The sequence below is a fragment of the Nocardioides sp. genome (genome assembly GCF_036493135.1).
GTDB lineage: Bacteria > Actinomycetota > Actinomycetes > Propionibacteriales > Nocardioidaceae > Nocardioides.
The window spans coordinates 1-19,050 of the sequence record NZ_DASXQG010000045.1; the positions used below are offsets into that span (position 1 = coordinate 1).

Here is a 19,050-nt window from a genome sequence, read left to right on the forward strand (position 1 = left end):
ATCAGCGGTGAAACCGACACCCTGGAACGTGCTGGGTCAGGCGCGCGGGATCTCCCGCATCTCGAAGGCCTCGACGATGTCGCCCTCCTTGATGTCCTGGTAGTTCCGCAGCACGAGACCACACTCGAAGCCCTCGCGGACCTCGGAGGCGTCGTCCTTCTCCCGCTTCAGCGAGGCCAGGTCGAGGTTGTCTGCCACGACCGCACCATCGCGGATCACGCGGACCTTGGCGTTGCGCCGGATGACGCCGCTGGTGACCATGCAGCCGGCGATGTTGCCGATCTTCGACGAGCGGAAGATCGCGCGGATCTCCGCCTGGCCGAGTGTCGACTCCTCGTACTCCGGCTTGAGCATGCCCTTGAGCGCCGCCTCGATCTCCTCGATCGCGTTGTAGATGACCGAGTAGTAGCGGATCTCGACGCCTTCCTTGTCCGCCAGCTCGGTCGCCTTGCCCTGCGGGCGCACGTTGAAGCCGATGATGATCGCGTCGGAGGCCGCAGCCAGCATGACGTTGGTCTCGGTGATCGCACCGACTCCGCGGTCGATGACGCGCAGCGACACCTCGTCGCCGACGTCGATCTTGGCCAGCGAGTCCTCGAGGGCCTCGACCGAACCGGACACGTCGCCCTTGAGGATCAGGTTGAGCTCCTGGCTCTCGCCCTTCTCCATGGATGCCATGAAGTCCTCGAGGGTACGGCGTACCCGGCGCTGCGCCTGCATGGCCGCCCGCTCGCGGGACTCCCGCTTCTCGGCGATCTGGCGGGCCATCCGGTCGTCCTCGACGACCAGGAGGTTCTGACCCGCACCGGGCACGGCCGACAGGCCGAGCACCATCGCCGGCTGCGCCGGGAAGGCCTCGTCCATCGGCTCGCCGTGCTCGTCGAGGAGAGCACGGACGCGGCCGTGCGCCGGACCGGCGACGATCGAGTCGCCCACGCGGAGCGTGCCGCGCTGGACCAGCACCGTCGCGACCGGACCGCGGCCTCGGTCGAGGTGAGCCTCGACGACGAGACCCTGGGCGTCCTGCTCGGGGTTGGCGCGCAGGTCGAGCGACGCGTCGGCGGTCAGCACGATCGCCTCGAGCAGCTTGTCGAGGTTGAGCTCGGACTTGGCCGAGACGTCGACGAACATGGTGTCGCCGCCGTACTCCTCGGGGACGAGGCCGTACTCGGTCAGCTGGCCGCGGACCTTGGTCGGGTCGGCATCCGGCTTGTCGATCTTGTTCACCGCGACCACGATCGGCACCTCGGCCGCCTTGGCGTGGTTGAGCGCCTCCACGGTCTGGGGCATCACGCCGTCGTCGGCAGCGACCACGAGGACCGCGATGTCCGACGACTGCGACCCGCGGGCACGCATGGCCGTGAACGCCTCGTGACCCGGGGTGTCCAGGAAGGTGATCGCCCGCTCCGCACCGTCGACCTCGGTGCCCACCTGGTAGGCGCCGATGTGCTGGGTGATGCCGCCGGCCTCCTTGTCGACCACGTTGGCCGAGCGGAGGGCGTCGAGGAGCTTGGTCTTGCCGTGGTCGACGTGACCCATCACGGTGACGACCGGCGGACGGACGACGAGGTCGGCCTCATCGCCCTCGTCCTCGCCGAACTCGAGGTCGAACGACTCGAGCAGCTCTCGGTCCTCGTCCTCGGGCGAGACGACCTGGACGACGTAGTTGAGCTCCTCACCGAGCAGCTCGAGGGTCGCGTCGTTCACCGACTCGGTGGCGGTCACCATCTCGCCGAGCGAGAACAGCATCTGTACCAGCGACGCCGCGTCGACGTTGATCTTCTCGGCGAAGTCGGTCAGCGAGGAGCCGCGCGCGAGACGGACGGTCTCGCCGTTGCCCTTGCGGACACGCACGCCACCGATCGTCGGCGCCTCCATCTGCTCGAACTCCTGGCGACGCGCCCGCTTCGACTTGCGACCACGACGCGAGGGACCGCCGGGACGGCCGAACGCGCCCTGCGTCTGACCACGGCCACCGGGACGGCCACGGCCACCGGGGCCACCGCCGAACGCGGGACCGCCACGGCCCGGGGCACCGCCACCGGGACCGCCGCCACGGCTGGGCGCGCCGACGCCGCCGCGACCGGGAGCGCCGGCACCGCCGCGACTGGGTGCGCCGCCACGACCGGGCGCACCGCCGCGACCGGGACCACCCGCCGGGCCACCCGCGCCACCGGGGCCGCGGTTGGCACCGAAGGTGCTCGGGTTGCGAGCGATCATCGCCGGGTTGGGGCGCGGCATGCCGGGTCGGCCGCCGTTCGCGGGACGCGGCGGACGGCTGTCGTCGTCCTCGGTCTCGCGTGGCACGGGTGCCGGACGGCGACCCATGCCCTGGCTGGACGCGAACGGGTTGTTGCCCGGACGCGGCGTACCGGGGCGTGCGGCCGGGCGTGGTGCCGGCGGGGCCGGCGTGGCTGCCTGGGCCGCGGGTGCCTCGGGCGTCTCCGGCTCGGCCGGTGCGTCGGGCTCGTCGGTGGCCTCGGCCGCCGGACGCGGGCCGGGCTTGGGAGCCGAGGTCTCCGGCTCGCCCAGCACGGTCTCGTCGACGACCGCGGGCGCGGTGTCCTCGACAGCCGCGGCCGCCTTCTTCGGCGCGGCCTTCTTCGCCGCCGGCTTCTCGGCGGGCGCATCGGCCGGCTCTGCCTTGGCCCGGGCGGCAAGGAGGTTGTCGCCGTAGGTCTTCTTGAACTTCATCTCGACGGGAAGCTCGATCGTCGAGGAAGCAGACTTGACGAACTCGCCCATCTCCTTCAGCTTGTCGAGAACCTCTTTGCTCTCGATGCCGTAGGTCTTGGCGAGCTCGTGTACTCGGGTCTTGGCCACTTCTCTCCTTCTGGCCCAAGACCCGCTTCCCTCTCGCGAGGGGTGGATCTCAGACCGTTGGTGGGTGTTGCAAACTCATCGGGAGGTACTCATCGAGCGCTCATGAGCTGCTGCTCCAGTCCTGATCTGTCGGTCTTCGGTCACTGCTGTGTCACGAGTGAGGCGAGGTACGACGCCAGCGGTGCGCTGTCCAGCCCGGTGGTGACCCGAAGGGCCCTGCCGAACGCTCGACGGCGTACCGCGAGGTCGTAGCACGCGGAGGTGGGATGCAGGTGCGCCCCTCGCCCGGGCCGGGTGGCTGCCGGATCGGGCACCACGGCCGGTCGGCCGTCGGCATCCGAGCCGGCGGTCACCCGCAACAACTCGCTCTTCGCGGCCCGCTCTCGACACCCGATGCACGTCCGTACCGGTCCTAGGACCGGCGTGGAGGCAGGAGAAACCGATGCGCGAACCACTGTCCCCAACCCTACCCCGCGGCGGCCGTATTCCCCGAACCGGCCGTGGCGGGCGCGGCTATCGTGCGCCCGTGCCTCCGCTGCGTCCGCTCGCCACCCTGCTGGCCCCGGTGGCGCGCCGACTGGTGTATCCGGGCGCCGCGACCCGGTTACCGGCGGAGCGGACGGACCTCCAGCTGCGCGTCGACGGGGTCACCCTGCGCGGCTGGGAGGTCAACCCGGGCCGCGAGCACGCGTTGGTCTACTTCGGCGGGAACGGGGAGGGCGTGGAGTGGCTCGTGCCGGAGCTCGGGCGCCGGTTCCCCGACCACACGTCGTACCTGGTCGCCTATCGCGGGTACGGCGCGAGCGAGGGGACGCCCGGCGAACGGGTCCTCACCCAGGACGCCATGGTCGTCCACGACTTCGCCGCCGCTCGCCACGCGGGTCCGGTCGACGTGGCCGGCCGGAGCCTCGGTAGCGGGGTGGCGATGCAGGTCGCGGTGCGCCGTGCGGTCCAGCGGCTGGTCCTGATCACGCCGTTCGACAGCCTGGTCGCCACGGGGGCCGACCTGTTCCCGTGGCTGCCGGTACGCCACCTGCTCCGAGACCGGTGGGACTCCGCGGCGGTCGCCCACCGGTTGACCGCCCGGGTGCTCGTGGTCCGGGCAGGGCGTGACGATGTGGTCCGGCCCGCCCGCACCGACCGCCTGCTCGCGCTCCTGCCCGAGGACACCGCCGTGCTGGACCTGCCCGACGCGGCGCACGGGACGCTGCACGAGGACCCGGCGTACTGGCCCGCCATCGAGGACTTCCTGACCTGACGCCAGGTAGCCGTCGACGCCCTCGACCGGATCAGCGGCTCGGACTGAGCATCCAGTCCACCGCGGCCTCGGCGTGGAGCCTGGTGGAGTCGAAGACCGGGACCGTCGTGTCGTCGGCGCCCACCAGCAGCCCGATCTCGGTGCAGCCCAGGATCATGCCCTCGGCTCCGTCGGTCACCAGGTCGGCCATGATCTCGCGGTACGTCGCGCGTGACGTCTCGCGTACGACGTCACGGACCAGCTCGTCGTAGATGATCCGGTGCACCTCCGCCCGCGCCGGAGCGGGCGGCACCACGGCCTCGACCCCGCGACCGGCGAGCCGGTCGAGGAGGAACGACTCCTCCATGGTGTACGCCGTCCCCAGGAACCCGACCCGCTCCAGACCGGCGGCCGTGACCGCCGCCGCCGTCGCGTCGGCGATGTGCAGCAGTGGAAGACCGGCCGCACGCTCGACCTGGTCGGCCACCTTGTGCATCGTGTTCGTGGCGAGCAGGACGCCCTCGGCACCCGCAGCGGCGAAGCCCCGCGCCGCCTCGGCCAGGATCTCGGCGGTGCCCGCCCAGTCTCCCGCGTGCTGCCGGGCGGCGATCGGCTCGAAGTCGACGCTGTGCACCAGGAGGCGGGCGGAGTGCAGCCCGCCGAGTCGCTCGGCCACGCCGACGTTGAGGAGCCGGTAGTAGATCTCGGTGCTCGTCCAGCTCATCCCGCCCAGGACGCCGAGGAGCCGGGGCGCTCTCGTCTCATCACTCTTCATCGGAGCGGATGTCGATGCGCCACCCGGTCAACCGGGCGGCGAGGCGGGCGTTCTGCCCCTCCTTGCCGATCGCGAGCGACAGCTGGAAGTCGGGCACGACCACCCGCGCGGACTTCGCCTCGGCGTCGACCACCTCGACGCTGCTCACGCGCGCGGGCGACAGGGCGTTGGCGACGAACTCCGCGGGCTCCTCGGAGAAGTCGACGATGTCGATCTTCTCGCCGTGCAGCTCCGACATCACGTTGCGCACGCGCTGTCCCATCGGCCCGATGCACGAGCCCTTGGCGTTGACGCCCGCCGTCGACGACCGGACCGCGATCTTGGTGCGGTGGCCGGCCTCGCGGGCGATCGCGGAGATCTCGACGGTGCCGTCGGCGATCTCGGGCACCTCGAGCGCGAAGAGCTTCTTCACCAGGTTGGGGTGTGAGCGCGAGAGCGTGATCTGTGGTCCGCGCATCCCTTTGCGCACCGACACGACCAGGCACTTGATCCGCTCACCGTGCTGGTAGCGCTCCCCCGGGACCCGCTCGCCGAGTGGCAGCAGCGCCTCGAGCTTGCCGAGGTCGACCATCACGTCGTCGGGGTTGCGGCCCTGCTGGATGACACCGGAGATGAGGTCGCCCTCCTTGCCGGAGAACTCGCCGTACCGGACGTCGTCCTCGGCATCGCGCAGCCGCTGCAGCATGATCTGCTTCGCGGTCGTGGCCGCGATCCGCCCGAAGCCCTCGGGGGTGTCGTCGTACTCCGCGATCTGGTTGCCCTCGTCGTCGAGCTCGGCGGCGAACACGGTGACGTGGCCGCTCTTCCGGTCGAGCTGAACCCGCGCCTGCTCCACCGCGCCCGGGGTCTTGTGGTACGCCGTCAGCAGCGCCTGCTCGATGGCCTCGACGAGGACATCGAAGGAGATCTCCTTCTCGCGCTCGAGGGTGCGCAGGATCGTCAGGTCGATGTCCATGGCCTAGCGGTCCTTCCGGTTGAACTCGATCTGGACCAGCGCCTTCGCGATGGCGTCGAACTCCAGTCGGCGCGGTGTGCCCGAGACGTCGAGGGTCACTCCGGACTCGTCACTCTCACCGACCCGCCCGGTCAGTTGGGTGCCGTCGCGCAGAGCGGCCCGGACCAGCCGGTCGTGGTTGCGGCGCCAGTGACGCGGCGCGGTGAGCGGCCGGTCGACGCCCCGCGAGGTCACCTCGAGCGTGTAGGCCCGCTCGCCCATCAGGTCCTCGCCGTCGAGCTCTCGGGAGACCGCGCGGGTCGCCTCGGCGATGTCGTCGAGGGTGACGCCGCCGTCCTTGTCGACCGCGACCCGCAGCACGCGCTTCTTGCCGGCGGGCGTGAGCTCCACGGCCTCGAGATCGAGGCCGAGCACGGACAGCGGATCTCGGAGCGCACCGGAGATGCGGGAGCTGTCCGGACTGAGCGGGCTCACGACGCCACCTCCTGTGCTGTTGTCGTGGCCCACGATAGCGGGTGCCGGATGCCTCACCATCTCGCCGAACGGGGGACGAGCGAGGCGTGCGGAAGCCGGTCCGCGAGGCGCCCGGCGATAGGGTCGCGGGCGTGTCGGGCTCCCTTCTGTCGCGCCGTGCGCTGCTGCGTCTCGGCGGTGCCGTGGGAGTCCTGGGAGCCGGCCTCCTCGGCGGCTGTGACCTCGACCCCGGGTCGTCCTCGACGCCCACCGCGGTGCCGCCAAGCGACCCGGACCAGCACATCGTGCAGGCCGCCCGTGCGGAGCTGTCCGGCCTGGTGCTCCGGCTCTCGGCGACCGCCGGCGCCGGTTCCCTGGTTGCCTGCCACCGCGTGCAGCTGGCCGCGCTCGACGGCGATCCGGCGTCGACCACACGGCGCGGCCGGCCGCTGACGCCGGCCCAGACGGTGGCCCGCGAGCATCGGGCGGCCGAGCGGTTCACGCACTGGGCGGTCACCTGCCAGAACGGCGACCTCGCGCGCGTCCTCGCCTCCATCGCCGCGGGCATCCGGATGCAGCCCGTCCTCGGGGACGCGTCGTGAGCACGACGTCATCGGTCGACGCGCTCCAGCGGACGCTGGCGGCCGAGCACGCCGCGATCTTCGTGTTCGGCGCCCTGGGTGGCCGGGCCTCGGAGCTGTCGGATGCTCCCCTGCGCTCCGCGCTGTCTGCGGCGTACGACGTGCACCTGGAGCGCCGCAACCAGCTGCGGACGATGGTGACGACCGCGGGAGGTCACCCGGTCGCCGCCGAGCCGGCGTACCGGCTGCCGCGACCGTTGACCAACGCCGACCAGATCAAGGCCGAGGCACTCCGCATCGAACGCGCCTGCGTCACGACGTACGCCGCACTGGTCGCGGCGAGCGCGGGGCCGGACCGGCTCTGGGCGGTCGTGGCACTGGCAGCCACCGCCGTCGGCGAGAGAGCGTTCGGCGGGCGACCCGAGCCGCTGCCGGGGCTCGACGCCTGACGGACGACGGCCGGACAAGACGGCCGGACAAGACGGCCGGACAAGACGGCCGGAAGAGTCGGGCCGGGCAACGGAAGAGGCCCCCGGCCCAGACGGGCCAGGGGCGGACGCCTGGTGCTCCGAGGAATTCCCGAGACATTCCCCGAAGCACCAGGCGCCTGGCCAATTTGGGGGGAATCGGCCCGGGTCAGGATCCATGGGGGGGTGATCCATGACCCGTCATGCACAATCATGCAACGCGGGCGCCACACAAGGGCAACGGTTCGTGCCTCATGTTTGTGCAATGCCAAAAGATGAAGTTCAGAGAGCGGCCAGGGCTGCGGGCAACTCCGACAGCGCATGGACCACCGCGTCGGGCCTTCCTTCGGTGTGTCCCACCTGGCCCGACGGGATGGTGCTGAGCGGGATGTGCACCGTGTGCATCCCCGCCTGCTGGGCTCCCCAGACGTCGTCGAAGAGCCGATCGCCGACGTACACGCAGCGGGCCGGGTCGCCGACGCCGACGGCTTCCATCGCCGCGCGGAAGGCGCGCGGTGAGGGCTTGGTCCAGGGAATCTCGCTGGTGTACACGTCGCCGTCGATCAGGTCGTGGACCCCGTCGCGCTCGAAGAACGCGACGTGCCACTCGCGCGGCCAGATCGTGTTCGAGAGCACGCCGATCCGAAGCCCGTCTGCCCGCAGCCGCTCGAACAGCGGCCGCACCGCGGGGTCGGTATGGGTGTGCGGCTCCCAGAACTCGCGGTACGCCGTGAGCAGCGCCGGATCGTGGTCGAGCCCGGCCACCTCGAACAGGTCCGCGATGGTCGCGCTCTGCTGGCGGTCGCGTGACCTGCCCCAGACCACGTCGCCGGCCTGGTGCAGCGCGGCGCGCGACTGCTCGGGATCGTGCCCGGAGGTCGTGACGGCCGCGGCCAGGGCGAGCGACTCGGCGTGGAAGTCGATGTCGTGCCAGCGGGTCAAGGTGCCGCCCCAGTCGAAGATCACCGCATCGAGCTCCACGGCCCCGACCCTAGGACGACGTGTGCTGCGGCTCGAAATCGTGTTGCGGTCCGCCGCCCGGGACTGGTGGGGTCCGACCGTGGCGGACGACTTCGACGGCGGCTGGGACAACCGCGTCACCCTCGTGGACGGACGCTGGGTCGACCGGGCTCCGCGGTACCCGGACCGCGAGCCCCAGCTACGCCGTGAGGTGGGGTTGCTGCCCTGGCTGGCTCCCCTTCTGCCGTTGCCGATCCCCGTCCCCGAGATCGTCTCGGAGGACCCGTTCACGGTGCGCCACGAGTACCTGCCGGGCGATGCATGTCCCGGCACGTCGCCCGCGCACGGCGCTGCCATCGGCAGCTTCCTCCGGGCCTTGCACTCCGTGGATCCTGACGAGGCCGTGCACCAGGGTGCCCGCGACTCGGACGCGGCCCGCGGCGAGCTGCAGGGCACGCTGGCCCGGATGGAGCGCCTCGTGCTCCCGCTGCTGCCCGACCGTGCCGGCTCGAGTGGTCGGGCCCTCCTGGACCGGATGACCACCAGGCAGACCGCGAGCCGTCTGGTGCACGGCGACCTGGGTTCCGAGCACATCCGGGTCGTGGGCGAGCAGATCGGCGGAGTCATCGACTGGGGCGACACGTGTCTCACCGACCCGGCGGTGGATCTCGCATGGACGGCGCTGGGGTCGAGCGCGGCGTTCGCCGAGGCCGTGGTGGTGGCGTACCGACCCGACGAGGACCTGCTCGCCCGGGCCCGTGACTGGCACCTCCTCGGCCCCTGGCACGAGGTGCTCCACGGTCTCGACACCGACCAGCCGTCGTACGTCGAGAGCGGCCTCGCCGGCATCGTCGCCCGTCTGGAACGCTGACCACCGCCGAGTCGTCACGTGCCGACTCGGCGCGAAATCGACGTCGCTCTGCGCCGACTCGGGCTAGGAGCGGACCATGCGCACCAGGTGGTTGACGACGTGGTCCAAGGGGATCTCCTCGCGCTCGCCGGAGCGGCGGTCGCGGACCTCGATCGTGCCGTCGGCGAGGTTGCGGCCGATCACGACGATCGTGGGGACGCCGATGAGCTCGGCGTCCTTGAACTTCACACCGGGGCTGACCTTCTCGCGGTCGTCGTACAGGACGGTGACGCCGTCCGCGGCCAGCTCCCTGGCGATCCTGGAGGCGGCCGCGAAGATGGCCTCGTCCTTGCCGGTGGCGACCAGGTGGACGTCGGCCGGGGCGACGTTGCGGGGCCAGCACAGGCCGAGCTCGTCGAGGGTGCCCTCGGCGATGGCGGCGACGGCCCGCGAGGGACCGATGCCGTAGGAGCCCATGGTGACGGTGACGAGCTTGCCGTTCTCGTCGAGCACCTGGAGGCCGAGTGCGTCGGCGTACTTGCGTCCGAGCTGGAAGATGTGCCCCATCTCGATGCCGCGCGCCGTCTCGAGAGTGCCGACCTCGCAGTTCGGGCAGGGGTCGCCGTCCCAGACCTCGGCGGCCTCGATGGTGCCGTCGGGCGTGAAGTCGCGGCCCACGACCAGGTCCAGCACGTGGCTGCCCGTGACGTCGGCGCCGGTCACCCAGCGCGTGCCCTCGACGACCCGCGGGTCGACGAGATAGCGGATGCCGGAAGGCTGCTTCTCCCCCAGGGTCGCGGGGCCGATGTAGCCCTTGACCAGCGTGGGGTGCTTCGCCATCTCGGCCTCGTCCATCGGCTCGACCTCGATCGGCTCGAGCTGCCCGCCGAGGCGCTTCTGGTCGACCTCTCGGTCACCGGGTACGCCGATCGCGATCGGCTCGCGGGAGCCGTCGGGGTGCTTGAGCACGACGAGGACGTTCTTGAGCGTGTCGCTCGCCGTCCAGGGACGGTCGTCGCGGGGGTACTTCTCGTTGAGGTGGTCGACGAGCGTCTGGATGGTCGGCGTGTCCGGCGTCTCCTCCGCGTGCGCCTGGGGCGCGTCGTCGTACGCGACCGGCGCCGGCGGATGCACCTGGACCGCCTCGACGTTCGCGGCATAGTCGCAGTTGGTGCACCGGACGTAGGTGTCCTCGCCGACCGCCGCCTTGGCCAGGAACTCCTCGGACTTCGAGCCACCCATCGCACCCGACGTCGCCTTGACGATGACGTACTCGAAGCCGAGCTTGTCGAAGATCCGGATGTAGGCGTCGCGGTGTCGCTGGTACGACGCATCGAGGCCGGCATCGTCGATGTCGAACGAGTAGGAGTCCTTCATCGTGAACTCGCGGCCACGCAGCAGCCCGGCCCGCGGACGCGCCTCGTCGCGGTACTTGTTCTGGATCTGGTAGATCGACAGGGGCAGGTCCTTGTACGACGAGTACAGGTCTTTCACCACGAGGGTGAACATCTCCTCATGGGTGGGACCGAGCAGGTAGTCGCCGCCCTTGCGGTCCTTGAGCCGGAAGATGCTGTCGCCGTACTCGCTCCATCGACCGGTGGCCTCGTAGGGCTCGCGGGGCAGGAGCACCGGGAAGAGGAGCTCCTGCGCCCCGATCCCGTCCATCTCGTCGCGGATGATCGCGTCGATACGGCGAAGAACCCGCAGGCCGAGGGGCAGCCAGGTGTAGATGCCCGGGGCGTTGCGGCGGATGTAGCCCGCCCGGAGCAGCAACCTGTGGGAGGGCACCTCGGCGTCCGCCGGGTCGTCGCGCAACGTGCGGACGAAGAGGCTGGACATGCGCAGGACGGTGCTCATGGCGGAAGCCTACGGTCGGCCCCCGGCCGGCGACGAAGTGGTTTCGATCGCCCCCGGCGCCGGATCAGAACATCACGGTCGCGAAGGTGCCCGACTGGTGGAACCCGACGCGTTCGTAGGCGCGGCGGGCGGGCTCGTTCCAGACGTTGGCGTACAGCGACACCACCGGCGCGACGTCGCGACGACATGCCTCGACCACGGTGGCCACGCCGCGGGCGGCGAGCCCCTGACCTCGACGGTCGGGCGCCACCCAGACACCCTGGATCTGCGCGGCGGCGGGTGTCGCATGGGCGACCTCGGCCTTGAACACGACGCGGCCGTCCTCGACCCGCGCGAACGACCAGCCGAGGCCGATCAGCTGGCGAACGCGCGAGCGGTAGATGGGTGCTCCCCCGTCGGCTTCGGGGTCGACGCCCACCTCCTCGGTGTACATCGCCACGCAGGCCGGGTAGAGCATGGCGAAGTCGTCCGGCGTCGTACGGCGTACTGCGGGGTCGGGCTCCACGAGCGGGGACCCGGCCAGCTCGAGGTGCGGCTGGTCCCACCGGGTCTCGCGCGGCGGACCCCATGCGTCGGAGAGGCAGTCCCACAGCGGCCACACCTGGTCCTGCGGCCCGACGATGGTGACCACCGAGCGCGGTCGCGTCAGCGCGCGTTCGGCGAACGCGCGCGCGTCGTCGGGTGTGCACTCGATCGGCACCAGGTTGGCGCCGACGTGGCAGGCGGCGACGAGCCGACCCCCGTCGTACCGACCCCAGACCTCGCCGGCGAGCAGCCGCGGCTCGAGGTTGGTGCTGCGCGCGCGGTACTCCGCGAACGCGTTGATCACCGGGCTGCGTCCGGTGAGCTCGAGGAAGTCCGTGAGGTCGGCGGGCCCGAGCACATTCACTCCGTGACGCGCGCGGAACCTGGACAGGGTCACGCCGGTGAGCCTACGCGGATAGGAGCCTCCGTGGTCGGCCCCGCGAAGGGTCAGGAGGCGTTGTAGACGTCGCCGCCGAACACGTCGGAGACCGTCCGGGCGTAGCCGAGACGAGGCAGCCCGAACAGGTCCTCGATGCTGCCGAGCAACGAGTAGTGGTTGTACGCGTGGTCGCTGGTCGTCCCGGGCGCGACGTACGGCGAGATCACGAGGGCGCCGATGCGGCCGCCGCCCGGTCCCTCGATGCCGGGCCGGCCGGCGTTCGGGCCGGGCCCCTCGCCGCAGCAGGCGCGTGAGTCCTCCTTCGCGCCCTCGGACTCGTCGGCGGTGATCACCAGCATCCCGTTGGCCCTGAACGCGGGCGAGCGCAGGATCCGCGGCACCCAGGTCTTGAACCAGTTGTTCGCCGCGCGCAGGCCGCCCGGGCCGCCGTCCGCGCAACGCGCGTCGTGCGCGTCGTGGCAGAGGTCGGGCGTGATGTAGGTCAGCGTGCGGGTGTGCGCCTTCGTGCGGAGATCGCCCCTCAGCGCGGCGAGCGGCCGCACGTGCGCCTTGCAGTACGACGGGCGCGAGGTGATCGAGCGGAAGTACATGAACGGGTTGTGGCGCGTGGCGTACTGCTGTCGCTTCGTCGCCGACGTCCACCGCTCGTGCGTGCCCAGTCGCGAGTGCTGGCAGGGCCTGGCCATGTCCTGCATGTAGCCGCGCCAGCTGAGCCCGGCGCCCACCAGCTGCTCGGGCAGGGTGCCCACCTTCTTCGGGTAGACGCACCCGTTGCCGACCACCTGCCCCGGCGGGGCGACCGGTCGGCTCTCCTTGAAGCGGGTGTACATCGGACAGTCGTGCTGGGTGGCGAGATCAGGACCCTGCCCCGAGATCTGGGCGAGGTAGTTGCCGAGGCTGTGGTGGGCGGTGCCGTAGTACTGCGAGAGCAGCACCCCCTTCTTCCGCAGCGTCTTGGCCAGGTACGGCGCGCCCGAGCGTGGGCCCCAGGTGGTGCGGAAGCCCTTGTTCTCGATGTTGATGACGAACACGTGGCGGACGTGGGGCGTGGTGGCACGCGCGGACGGACCTCGGAGCGCGTCGTTCGGCGAGCTCGAGAACGTGTGCCGGTGGGCCAGGGTGAGCACGATGGCGAGCACGAGCAGCGTCGTACCGCCGATCGCCACCAGCGTGGCTCGCGGGCCGGCCGACTCAGCGGACCGAGACACTCGCCCCGGCCCCGTCGACCGGCTCCATGCCCTCGGCGATCCGCATCGCCTCCTCGATCAGGGTCTCGACGATCTGCGACTCCGGCACGGTCTTGATGACCTCGCCCTTGACGAAGATCTGTCCCTTGCCGTTGCCGGAGGCGACGCCGAGGTCGGCCTCGCGCGCCTCGCCCGGCCCGTTCACGACGCAGCCCATCACCGCGACCCGGAGCGGCACCTCGAGGCCGTCGAGGCCGGCGGTGACCTCGTCGGCGAGCTTGTACACGTCGACCTGGGCCCGGCCGCACGAGGGGCACGAGACGATCTCGAGCCGGCGGGGCTTGAGGTTCAGCGACTCCAGGATCTGGATGCCGACCTTGACCTCCTCCACCGGAGGGGCGGAGAGCGAGACGCGGATGGTGTCGCCGATGCCGCGACTGAGCAGCGAGCCGAACGCCGTTGCCGACTTGATCGTGCCCTGGAACGCGGGCCCGGCCTCGGTCACACCGAGGTGCAGCGGCCAGTCGCCCGCCTCGGCGAGCAGCTCGTAGGCCCGGACCATCACCACGGGGTCGTTGTGCTTGACCGAGATCTTGAAGTCGTGGAAGTCGTGCTCCTCGAACAGGCTCGCCTCCCAGACGGCGCTCTCGACGAGCGCCTCGGGCGTGGCCTTGCCGTACTTCTCGAGCAGCCGCTTGTCGAGGCTGCCGGCGTTGACGCCGATGCGGATCGAGGTGCCGTGGTCCTTGGCGGCCCGGGCGATCTCCTTGATCTGGTCGTCGAACTTCCGGATGTTGCCCGGATTCACCCGGACGGCGGCGCAGCCCGCCTCGATCGCGGCGAAGACGTACTTCGGCTGGAAGTGGATGTCGGCGATCACCGGGATCTGGGAGTGCTGCGCGATGTCGGGCAGCGCCTCGGCGTCGTCCTGGCTCGGGCAGGCGACCCGGACGATGTCGCAGCCGGATGCGGTCAGCTCGGCGATCTGCTGGAGCGTGGTGTTGACGTCCGCGGTCAGGGTCGTGGTCATCGACTGCACCGAGATCGGGTGGTCGCTGCCCACCCCGACCTTGCCGACCTTGATCTGTCGGGTCTGACGACGGGGGGCGAGCACGGGCGGGGGTGCCTCGGGCATCCCCAGGCTGACGGCGGTCATGCGCTGTCCTTGCGTTGTCCGTCGGAGGAGCGCAACGAGGGACACGGCGAGTGTGGTGAGGTGCGCATGCTCCCAGACTAGGCGCTCGGGGATGGTTCTCCACCGTCGAGGACCCAGGTCACCGGACGGTCCGGGTCGGGCTCGTAGACGCAGGTGCCTCCGGTCGAGATCCGGTCGCGCAGGAGGCGTCCGAGCCAGGGGTCTGCGGTCTCCACACGGTCGAGCGTGGCGACGATCGCCTTGCGCACGCTGACCCGCGCCCGCTCGCCGGTCGACGTCGTACGACGAGAGGCGCCGCCGAGGCCGGTCACCGTCCGCACGTGGTCGAGCAGGGCGTCGCGCTCCTCTGTCAGCACCGTGACCCGACCGGCGTCGTCCCAGCTCCGGGCCTCGTCGAGCTCGGCGTCCAGGGCGTCGAGTCGGTCCCGATAGGCACGCAGCGCCTGGGCGTCCACGAGGTCGTCGCGATCCTCGTGCGGGGCATCGTGGGCCCCGACCAGGGCAACGGCCGCGACGTCGACGCCCGGACGACGTAGCAGCGCCCGCACGTGGTGCAGCCCGCGCTGGTCCCGCAGCCGGGTGGTGCGGCCCTCGACACCGACAGTCCAGAGTCCGTCCGGTGCCGGGTGGAGGTAGACGGTGGCGCGAGGGGCGGACTCGGCGGGCACCGACGGGCCACCCAGCCGCTGCTCCCACCACGTGGCCCCGAGCCGCGCGTAGCCGGCCCCGGCCGAGGCGCGCCAGGTGTCTGCCTCGGGCCTGCCCAGCGAACGGGTCGCGAGGTGGAGGACCTCGTCGACGGTGCCGGCGAACGCGACGGCGCCCGCGTTGACGATGCCGCGTCCCGCGTACGGGGTCAGCAGGTCGAGGCCCTCCTCGGTCAGGTCTCGGACTCCCATCCGGGCGGAGGCCATCGTCATCGAGGAGACGGTGAGCAGCCAGTCGAGGTCACGCGGCACCGAGGAGAGCGGCCCGAGCCTGGTCATGGCCGACCGAGCCCGGGCGGACTCGCCCACCTCGAGCCAGAGCAGCGCGCCCTCGGCCAGGATCGACGGGACCGCTTCCGTGGTACCGAACTCGTCGTAGATCGCCGCCTCGAGCGCCAGGGTCGCGATGTCGCCCCGGAGCCGCGCGAGCGCTGACGACAGCACCCGCTCGAGGGCATACCCGTCGACCTCCCCGGACTCCTCGGCCGCGGTGCGCGTCGCACGGAGCCGGGCCTCGACCTCTTCGGCGTCGCCACGGAGCGCCGCCGCCATCCCGAGCCGCGACTCCGCGAACAGCCGGACCCGGGCGGAACCGGTCTCGACGGCGAGGTCCTCCAGCGCCCGCAGCATCCGACGGGTCGCGACGAGGTCGAGGGTCTCGAGGGTGGTGGTGAGGCGCCAGAGGTACGCCGTCAGCCGGGCCTGCGGGTCGGGCACGAGGGCGACCGTGTCCTCGAGCCGCGCGGTCGTGGACACGCGGACGTCGAGATCGTCGGGACCCCACCGCACCGTCAGCAGCGCGTCGAGGGCGTCCGCCAGCAGCACCGGGTCGTCGACCTCGTCGGCGGCCGCGACCGCCTCGGTCGCGAACGGCAACCCTCGGTCGGCCTCCCCGCCGTACGCCCAGATCCGGGCCAGGGCCGCCGCCAGGCCGATCCGACGCGGGCCATCGGCGGCGGCGTACGCCTCGTAGAGGTGGGCCGGCAGCCGGCCCGGATGGGTGCCGAAGCGATGCGTCGCGGCCAGTGCGAGGGCAGCGGCGCCGAGCGCGTCGGTGTCGCCGGCCGACCGCGCCTCCTCGACGGCGCGGGACAACCTCGCCCGAGCCTGCTCCCGGTCGACGGTCGGCACGGCGACAGCGTAGGACCGGTCAGGGGCGAAGGAGCGTCACGGCCGCGGCATGATCGGCGACCCGCTGCTCGTCCCAGTCGCCGGTGCAGTAGACGGAGAGGGCGCTGATGGCTCCGTCACGCACGTCGGCTCGCATGAGCTCGCGGCAGTACCAGTGCCCGCGGTCGTCCCACTCCTCCTCGAACTCGAGGACGAAGCCGGACGGCGTCGGGTCGATCCGGTGTCGGACCACCGAGCCCGTGATCGGGTGGCCGCCCACCCTCAGCTGGTGGACCGTCTCGGGGCCGACGCCCTGGAGCCGCCACTGGGGCAGGGAGAGATCGCAGAAGACGTCCGCGGTGAAGAGTCCGGCCGGGATCTCGTGGGTCTCCAGCCACCGGATGAACAGGGCAGCCAGGTCGCTGCGGTCGGCGACGGCGACGGGTTCGTGGTGCAGTGCGGTCATGAGCTCCTCCTCGGTGTGGGATGACACCCGGAAGGCGTGAGGAACGGCGTCACATCGTGACGTCGGCCCTGCCAGGACCGCTCAGGTCACCTGCACGGGGACGACCAGGTCGCCGACGATCAGCACCACGCCCATGACCAGCAGGAAGCTGGCGACGACGTACGCGACGGGGAGGAGCCTGGCGACGTCGACGTATCCCGGGTCGGGCCGGCGACGCAACCGGGCGATGCCACGCCGGATCGCCTCCCAGAGGGCGCCCGCGATGTGTCCGCCGTCCAGCGGCAGCAGCGGCACGAAGTTGAACAGGCCGATGAAGAAGTTGAAGCCGGCGACCAGGGCCAGCAGGCTGACCAGCTTCTCCTTGAGCGGGAAGTCCTGGGCGGACGCGGTCTCGCCCGCCAGGCGGCCGCCGCCCACGACGCTGACCGGGCTGTCGGCGGCGCGTGGCTTCACGCCGGCGATCGCCTCGGCCACTCCCCAGACCTTGACCGGGAGCGTGGCCAGCGCCTGCGCCGACTGCTTGGCGAGTCCGCCCATCTGCTCGATCGTGTAGATCGCGCCGCCGGTCGTGAAGGTGACCTCGGGCGACACACCGAGGAAGCCCACCGGGGTGAGCTTGGTCGGGTCGTTCTCGTCGGTGGGCCGCGGCGTGACCATGGTGTTGGTGTGCAGCGTGACCTGCCGGCCGTCTCGCTCGACGACGATCGTGGCGGCGCCGTTCTTGTTGCTGCGGATGAGGTCCTGCATGACGGTCCAGCTGCGCACGGGCGTGCCGTTGAAGGACACGAACCGGTCCCCGGCCTGCAGCCCGGCCTGCGCGGCGGGGCTGACCGGGTCCTTGGCGGTGCACACGCGTCCGTCCTCGGCGGCGGGGACGACGCAGGCCTCGACCTTGCTCACCGCCGTGTGGAGGACCTCGTCGGCCGGGTTGCCGTACGTCGCGAACAGCCCGCCGAAGATCAGGAACGCGATCATCAGGTTGACCGTCGGCCCGCCGGCCATCACCACGACCTTCTTCCACCAGGCCATCCGGTAGAAGAGCCGATCCTCATCGGCGGCCGTGATGGTCTCCCACTCGGCCGCGCGCGCGTCGGAGATCAGCTGGGCGAACAGACCGGTGTTCGACTTCCGCACCGTGACGACGCGGTTGCCGTCCTCGTCGTACTCCACCTTGCCGGCGTGCTCCTTGTCGGGCGGGAGCATGCCCACGATCTTCACGTAGCCGCCGAGCGGGATCGCCTTGACGCCGTACTCGGTCTCGCCCTTCCTCCGACTCCACACCGTGGGGCCGAAGCCGATGAAGTACTGCGTCACCTTCCCGCCGAACGCCTTCGCCGGGATCATGTGGCCGAGCTCGTGCAGACCGATCGAGGCCAGGATCGCGACGACGAAGGCCACGACACCGAGGAGGTACAGCAGGACGGTCATCTGGCTCTTTCGATCAGGCGGGCGGCCTCGTCGCGGGCCCAGGCATCGGCCGCCAGGACGTCGTCGAGGGTCGGTACTGCATTCGAGGGTACGTCGTGCGACCCGAGCACGTGGGCAACCGTGTCGATGATCTCCACGAACCCCAGCCGTCCTCGTCGGAACGCCTCGACCGCCACCTCGTTCGCCGCGTTGTAGACGGCCGGCGCCGTGCCCCCGGTCGTGCCGGCCTCTCGCGCCAGTCGGACCGCCGGGAACGCCTCGTCGTCGAGTGGGAAGAACTCCCAGGTGTTGACCTGCGTCCAGTCCACCGGCGGGGCGGTGTATGGCACCCGGTCCGGCCAGGCGAGGCCGAGTGCGATCGGGATGAGCATCGTCGGCGGGCTCGCCTGCGCCAGGGTGGAGCCGTCCACGAACTCGACCATCGAGTGGACCACGCTCGTCGGATGGACCACGACCTCGATCCGGTCGTAGGGGATGCCGAAGAGCAGGTGCGCCTCGATCACCTCCAGACCCTTGTTGACCAGGTTGGCGGAGTTGATGGTGACGACGGGACCCATGTCCCAGGTCGGGTGGGCCAGCGCCTGGTCGACGGTCACCTCGAGCAGCTCGTCACGGATGCGGCCGCGGAAGGGGCCGCCGGACGCGGTCAGCACGAGGCGACGTACCTCGTCGGCCGCGCCCCCGCGCAGGCACTGCGCCAGCGCGGAGTGCTCGGAGTCGACCGGCACGATCTGACCCGGCTTGGCGCGCTCGAGGACGAGCGGGCCGCCCATGATCAGCGACTCCTTGTTGGCCAGGGCGAGCGTGTTGCCGGCATCCAGCGTGGCCAGGGTCGCGCCCAGCCCGACCGCACCGTTGATGCCGTTGAGCACGACGTCGCACGGCCGGCCGGCGGCCTCGGCGGAGGCATCGGCACCCAGCCCGTTGAAGGCCGGCGAGAACTCCGCCACCTGCGCGTCGAAGAGCTCCCGGTTGCTGCCACCGGCGGTGAGCCCGACGATCCGGAACCGCCCGGGGTTGGCGCGGACGATCTCAAGGGCCTGCGTGCCGATAGACCCGGTGGAGCCGAGAACGACGACATCGCGGGGCCGGGTCATGGCGACATTCTCCCCC

General features: G+C 71.2%; 18 protein-coding genes. 4 read left to right on the plus strand and 14 right to left on the minus strand.

What is annotated here, in order from left to right; all coding sequences use genetic code 11:
• Positions 1-36 precede the first annotated feature (36 nt).
• Positions 37-2,823, minus strand: coding sequence for a translation initiation factor IF-2 (infB, locus tag VGJ24_RS07060; RefSeq protein ID WP_331499807.1), 2,787 nt, complete (start codon positions 2,821-2,823; stop codon positions 37-39).
• Between the two features lie 140 nt (positions 2,824-2,963).
• On the minus strand, positions 2,964-3,278 hold the full coding sequence (locus VGJ24_RS07065; RefSeq protein WP_331499808.1) for a YlxR family protein: 315 nt from the start codon (positions 3,276-3,278) through the stop codon (positions 2,964-2,966).
• A gap of 71 nt (positions 3,279-3,349) precedes the next feature.
• Here VGJ24_RS07065 and VGJ24_RS07070 point away from each other — a divergent pair, with 71 nt between their 5' ends.
• Positions 3,350-4,081: a hypothetical protein gene (locus tag VGJ24_RS07070; protein ID WP_331499809.1), complete on the plus strand. Its 732-nt coding sequence runs from the start codon at positions 3,350-3,352 to the stop codon at positions 4,079-4,081.
• A gap of 31 nt (positions 4,082-4,112) precedes the next feature.
• On the opposite strand, the gene VGJ24_RS07075 is transcribed toward VGJ24_RS07070, so the two are convergent.
• The 3 genes from VGJ24_RS07075 to rimP are packed head-to-tail and all read right to left on the minus strand — an operon-like array spanning position 4,113 to position 6,264.
• Positions 4,113-4,835, minus strand: coding sequence for an aspartate/glutamate racemase family protein (locus VGJ24_RS07075; protein WP_331499810.1), 723 nt, complete (start codon positions 4,833-4,835; stop codon positions 4,113-4,115).
• Positions 4,825-5,790: a transcription termination factor NusA gene (gene nusA / locus VGJ24_RS07080; RefSeq protein ID WP_331499811.1), complete on the minus strand. Its 966-nt coding sequence runs from the start codon at positions 5,788-5,790 to the stop codon at positions 4,825-4,827. Before nusA ends, VGJ24_RS07075 begins: the two co-directional genes overlap by 11 nt.
• Positions 5,791-5,793: 3 nt before the next feature.
• The gene (gene rimP / locus VGJ24_RS07085; RefSeq protein WP_331499812.1) at positions 5,794-6,264 is read right to left on the minus strand and encodes a ribosome maturation factor RimP; all 471 of its coding nucleotides are present in this window, start codon (positions 6,262-6,264) and stop codon (positions 5,794-5,796) included.
• A 131-nt stretch (positions 6,265-6,395) separates the two neighbouring features.
• Here rimP and VGJ24_RS07090 point away from each other — a divergent pair, with 131 nt between their 5' ends.
• Both VGJ24_RS07090 and VGJ24_RS07095 read left to right on the plus strand, forming a co-directional pair.
• Positions 6,396-6,845: a hypothetical protein gene (locus tag VGJ24_RS07090; protein ID WP_331499813.1), complete on the plus strand. Its 450-nt coding sequence runs from the start codon at positions 6,396-6,398 to the stop codon at positions 6,843-6,845.
• The gene (locus VGJ24_RS07095) at positions 6,842-7,273 is read left to right on the plus strand and encodes a DUF4439 domain-containing protein (protein ID WP_331499814.1); all 432 of its coding nucleotides are present in this window, start codon (positions 6,842-6,844) and stop codon (positions 7,271-7,273) included. The genes VGJ24_RS07090 and VGJ24_RS07095 overlap by 4 nt, the downstream gene beginning before the upstream one ends.
• Positions 7,274-7,573: 300 nt before the next feature.
• Here the strand turns inward: VGJ24_RS07095 and VGJ24_RS07100 are convergent, their stop codons facing one another.
• Positions 7,574-8,272, minus strand: a complete 699-nt coding sequence (locus VGJ24_RS07100) for an HAD family hydrolase (RefSeq protein WP_331499815.1) — start codon at positions 8,270-8,272, stop codon at positions 7,574-7,576.
• Positions 8,273-8,294: 22 nt separating this feature from the next.
• Between VGJ24_RS07100 and VGJ24_RS07105 the strand changes: the two genes are divergently transcribed.
• Positions 8,295-9,122 (plus strand): aminoglycoside phosphotransferase family protein, encoded by an 828-nt coding sequence (locus VGJ24_RS07105; protein ID WP_331499816.1) that lies wholly within the window; start codon positions 8,295-8,297, stop codon positions 9,120-9,122.
• A 63-nt stretch (positions 9,123-9,185) separates the two neighbouring features.
• Here VGJ24_RS07105 and VGJ24_RS07110 read toward each other — a convergent pair whose 3' ends face one another.
• The 8 genes from VGJ24_RS07110 to VGJ24_RS07145 all read right to left on the minus strand — a co-directional run bounded on the left by VGJ24_RS07110 (position 9,186) and on the right by VGJ24_RS07145 (position 19,034).
• Positions 9,186-10,958 (minus strand): proline--tRNA ligase, encoded by a 1,773-nt coding sequence (locus VGJ24_RS07110; RefSeq protein WP_331499817.1) that lies wholly within the window; start codon positions 10,956-10,958, stop codon positions 9,186-9,188.
• Positions 10,959-11,022: 64 nt separating this feature from the next.
• Entirely contained in the window at positions 11,023-11,880 is an 858-nt protein-coding gene (locus VGJ24_RS07115; RefSeq protein ID WP_331499819.1) for a GNAT family N-acetyltransferase, read from the minus strand.
• A 50-nt stretch (positions 11,881-11,930) separates the two neighbouring features.
• A complete protein-coding gene (locus VGJ24_RS07120; protein WP_331499820.1) occupies positions 11,931-13,091 on the minus strand; it encodes an alkaline phosphatase family protein in 1,161 nt (386 codons plus the stop codon).
• Positions 13,075-14,226, minus strand: coding sequence for a flavodoxin-dependent (E)-4-hydroxy-3-methylbut-2-enyl-diphosphate synthase (gene ispG, locus VGJ24_RS07125; protein WP_331499821.1), 1,152 nt, complete (start codon positions 14,224-14,226; stop codon positions 13,075-13,077). The genes VGJ24_RS07120 and ispG overlap by 17 nt, the downstream gene beginning before the upstream one ends.
• Before the next feature lie 77 nt (positions 14,227-14,303).
• A complete protein-coding gene (locus tag VGJ24_RS07130; protein ID WP_331499822.1) occupies positions 14,304-16,064 on the minus strand; it encodes a hypothetical protein in 1,761 nt (586 codons plus the stop codon).
• Between the two features lie 19 nt (positions 16,065-16,083).
• The gene (locus tag VGJ24_RS07135) at positions 16,084-16,509 is read right to left on the minus strand and encodes a hypothetical protein (protein ID WP_331499823.1); all 426 of its coding nucleotides are present in this window, start codon (positions 16,507-16,509) and stop codon (positions 16,084-16,086) included.
• 81 nt (positions 16,510-16,590) lie between these two features.
• Positions 16,591-17,937, minus strand: coding sequence for a site-2 protease family protein (locus VGJ24_RS07140; protein ID WP_331499824.1), 1,347 nt, complete (start codon positions 17,935-17,937; stop codon positions 16,591-16,593).
• Positions 17,934-19,034, minus strand: coding sequence for a 1-deoxy-D-xylulose-5-phosphate reductoisomerase (locus VGJ24_RS07145; protein WP_331499825.1), 1,101 nt, complete (start codon positions 19,032-19,034; stop codon positions 17,934-17,936). The genes VGJ24_RS07140 and VGJ24_RS07145 overlap by 4 nt, the downstream gene beginning before the upstream one ends.
• Between the last annotated feature and the right edge of the window lie 16 nt (positions 19,035-19,050).

Coding starts and splice junctions, on each gene's coding strand:
- VGJ24_RS07075 (WP_331499810.1), bottom strand. CDS start 4,835: ATGAAGAGTGATGAGACGAGAGCGCCCCGGCTCCTCGGCGTCCTGGGC.
- nusA (WP_331499811.1), bottom strand. CDS start 5,790: ATGGACATCGACCTGACGATCCTGCGCACCCTCGAGCGCGAGAAGGAG.
- VGJ24_RS07110 (WP_331499817.1), bottom strand. CDS start 10,958: ATGAGCACCGTCCTGCGCATGTCCAGCCTCTTCGTCCGCACGTTGCGC.
- ispG (WP_331499821.1), bottom strand. CDS start 14,226: ATGACCGCCGTCAGCCTGGGGATGCCCGAGGCACCCCCGCCCGTGCTC.
- VGJ24_RS07135 (WP_331499823.1), bottom strand. CDS start 16,509: ATGACCGCACTGCACCACGAACCCGTCGCCGTCGCCGACCGCAGCGAC.
- VGJ24_RS07140 (WP_331499824.1), bottom strand. CDS start 17,937: ATGACCGTCCTGCTGTACCTCCTCGGTGTCGTGGCCTTCGTCGTCGCG.
- VGJ24_RS07145 (WP_331499825.1), bottom strand. CDS start 19,034: ATGACCCGGCCCCGCGATGTCGTCGTTCTCGGCTCCACCGGGTCTATC.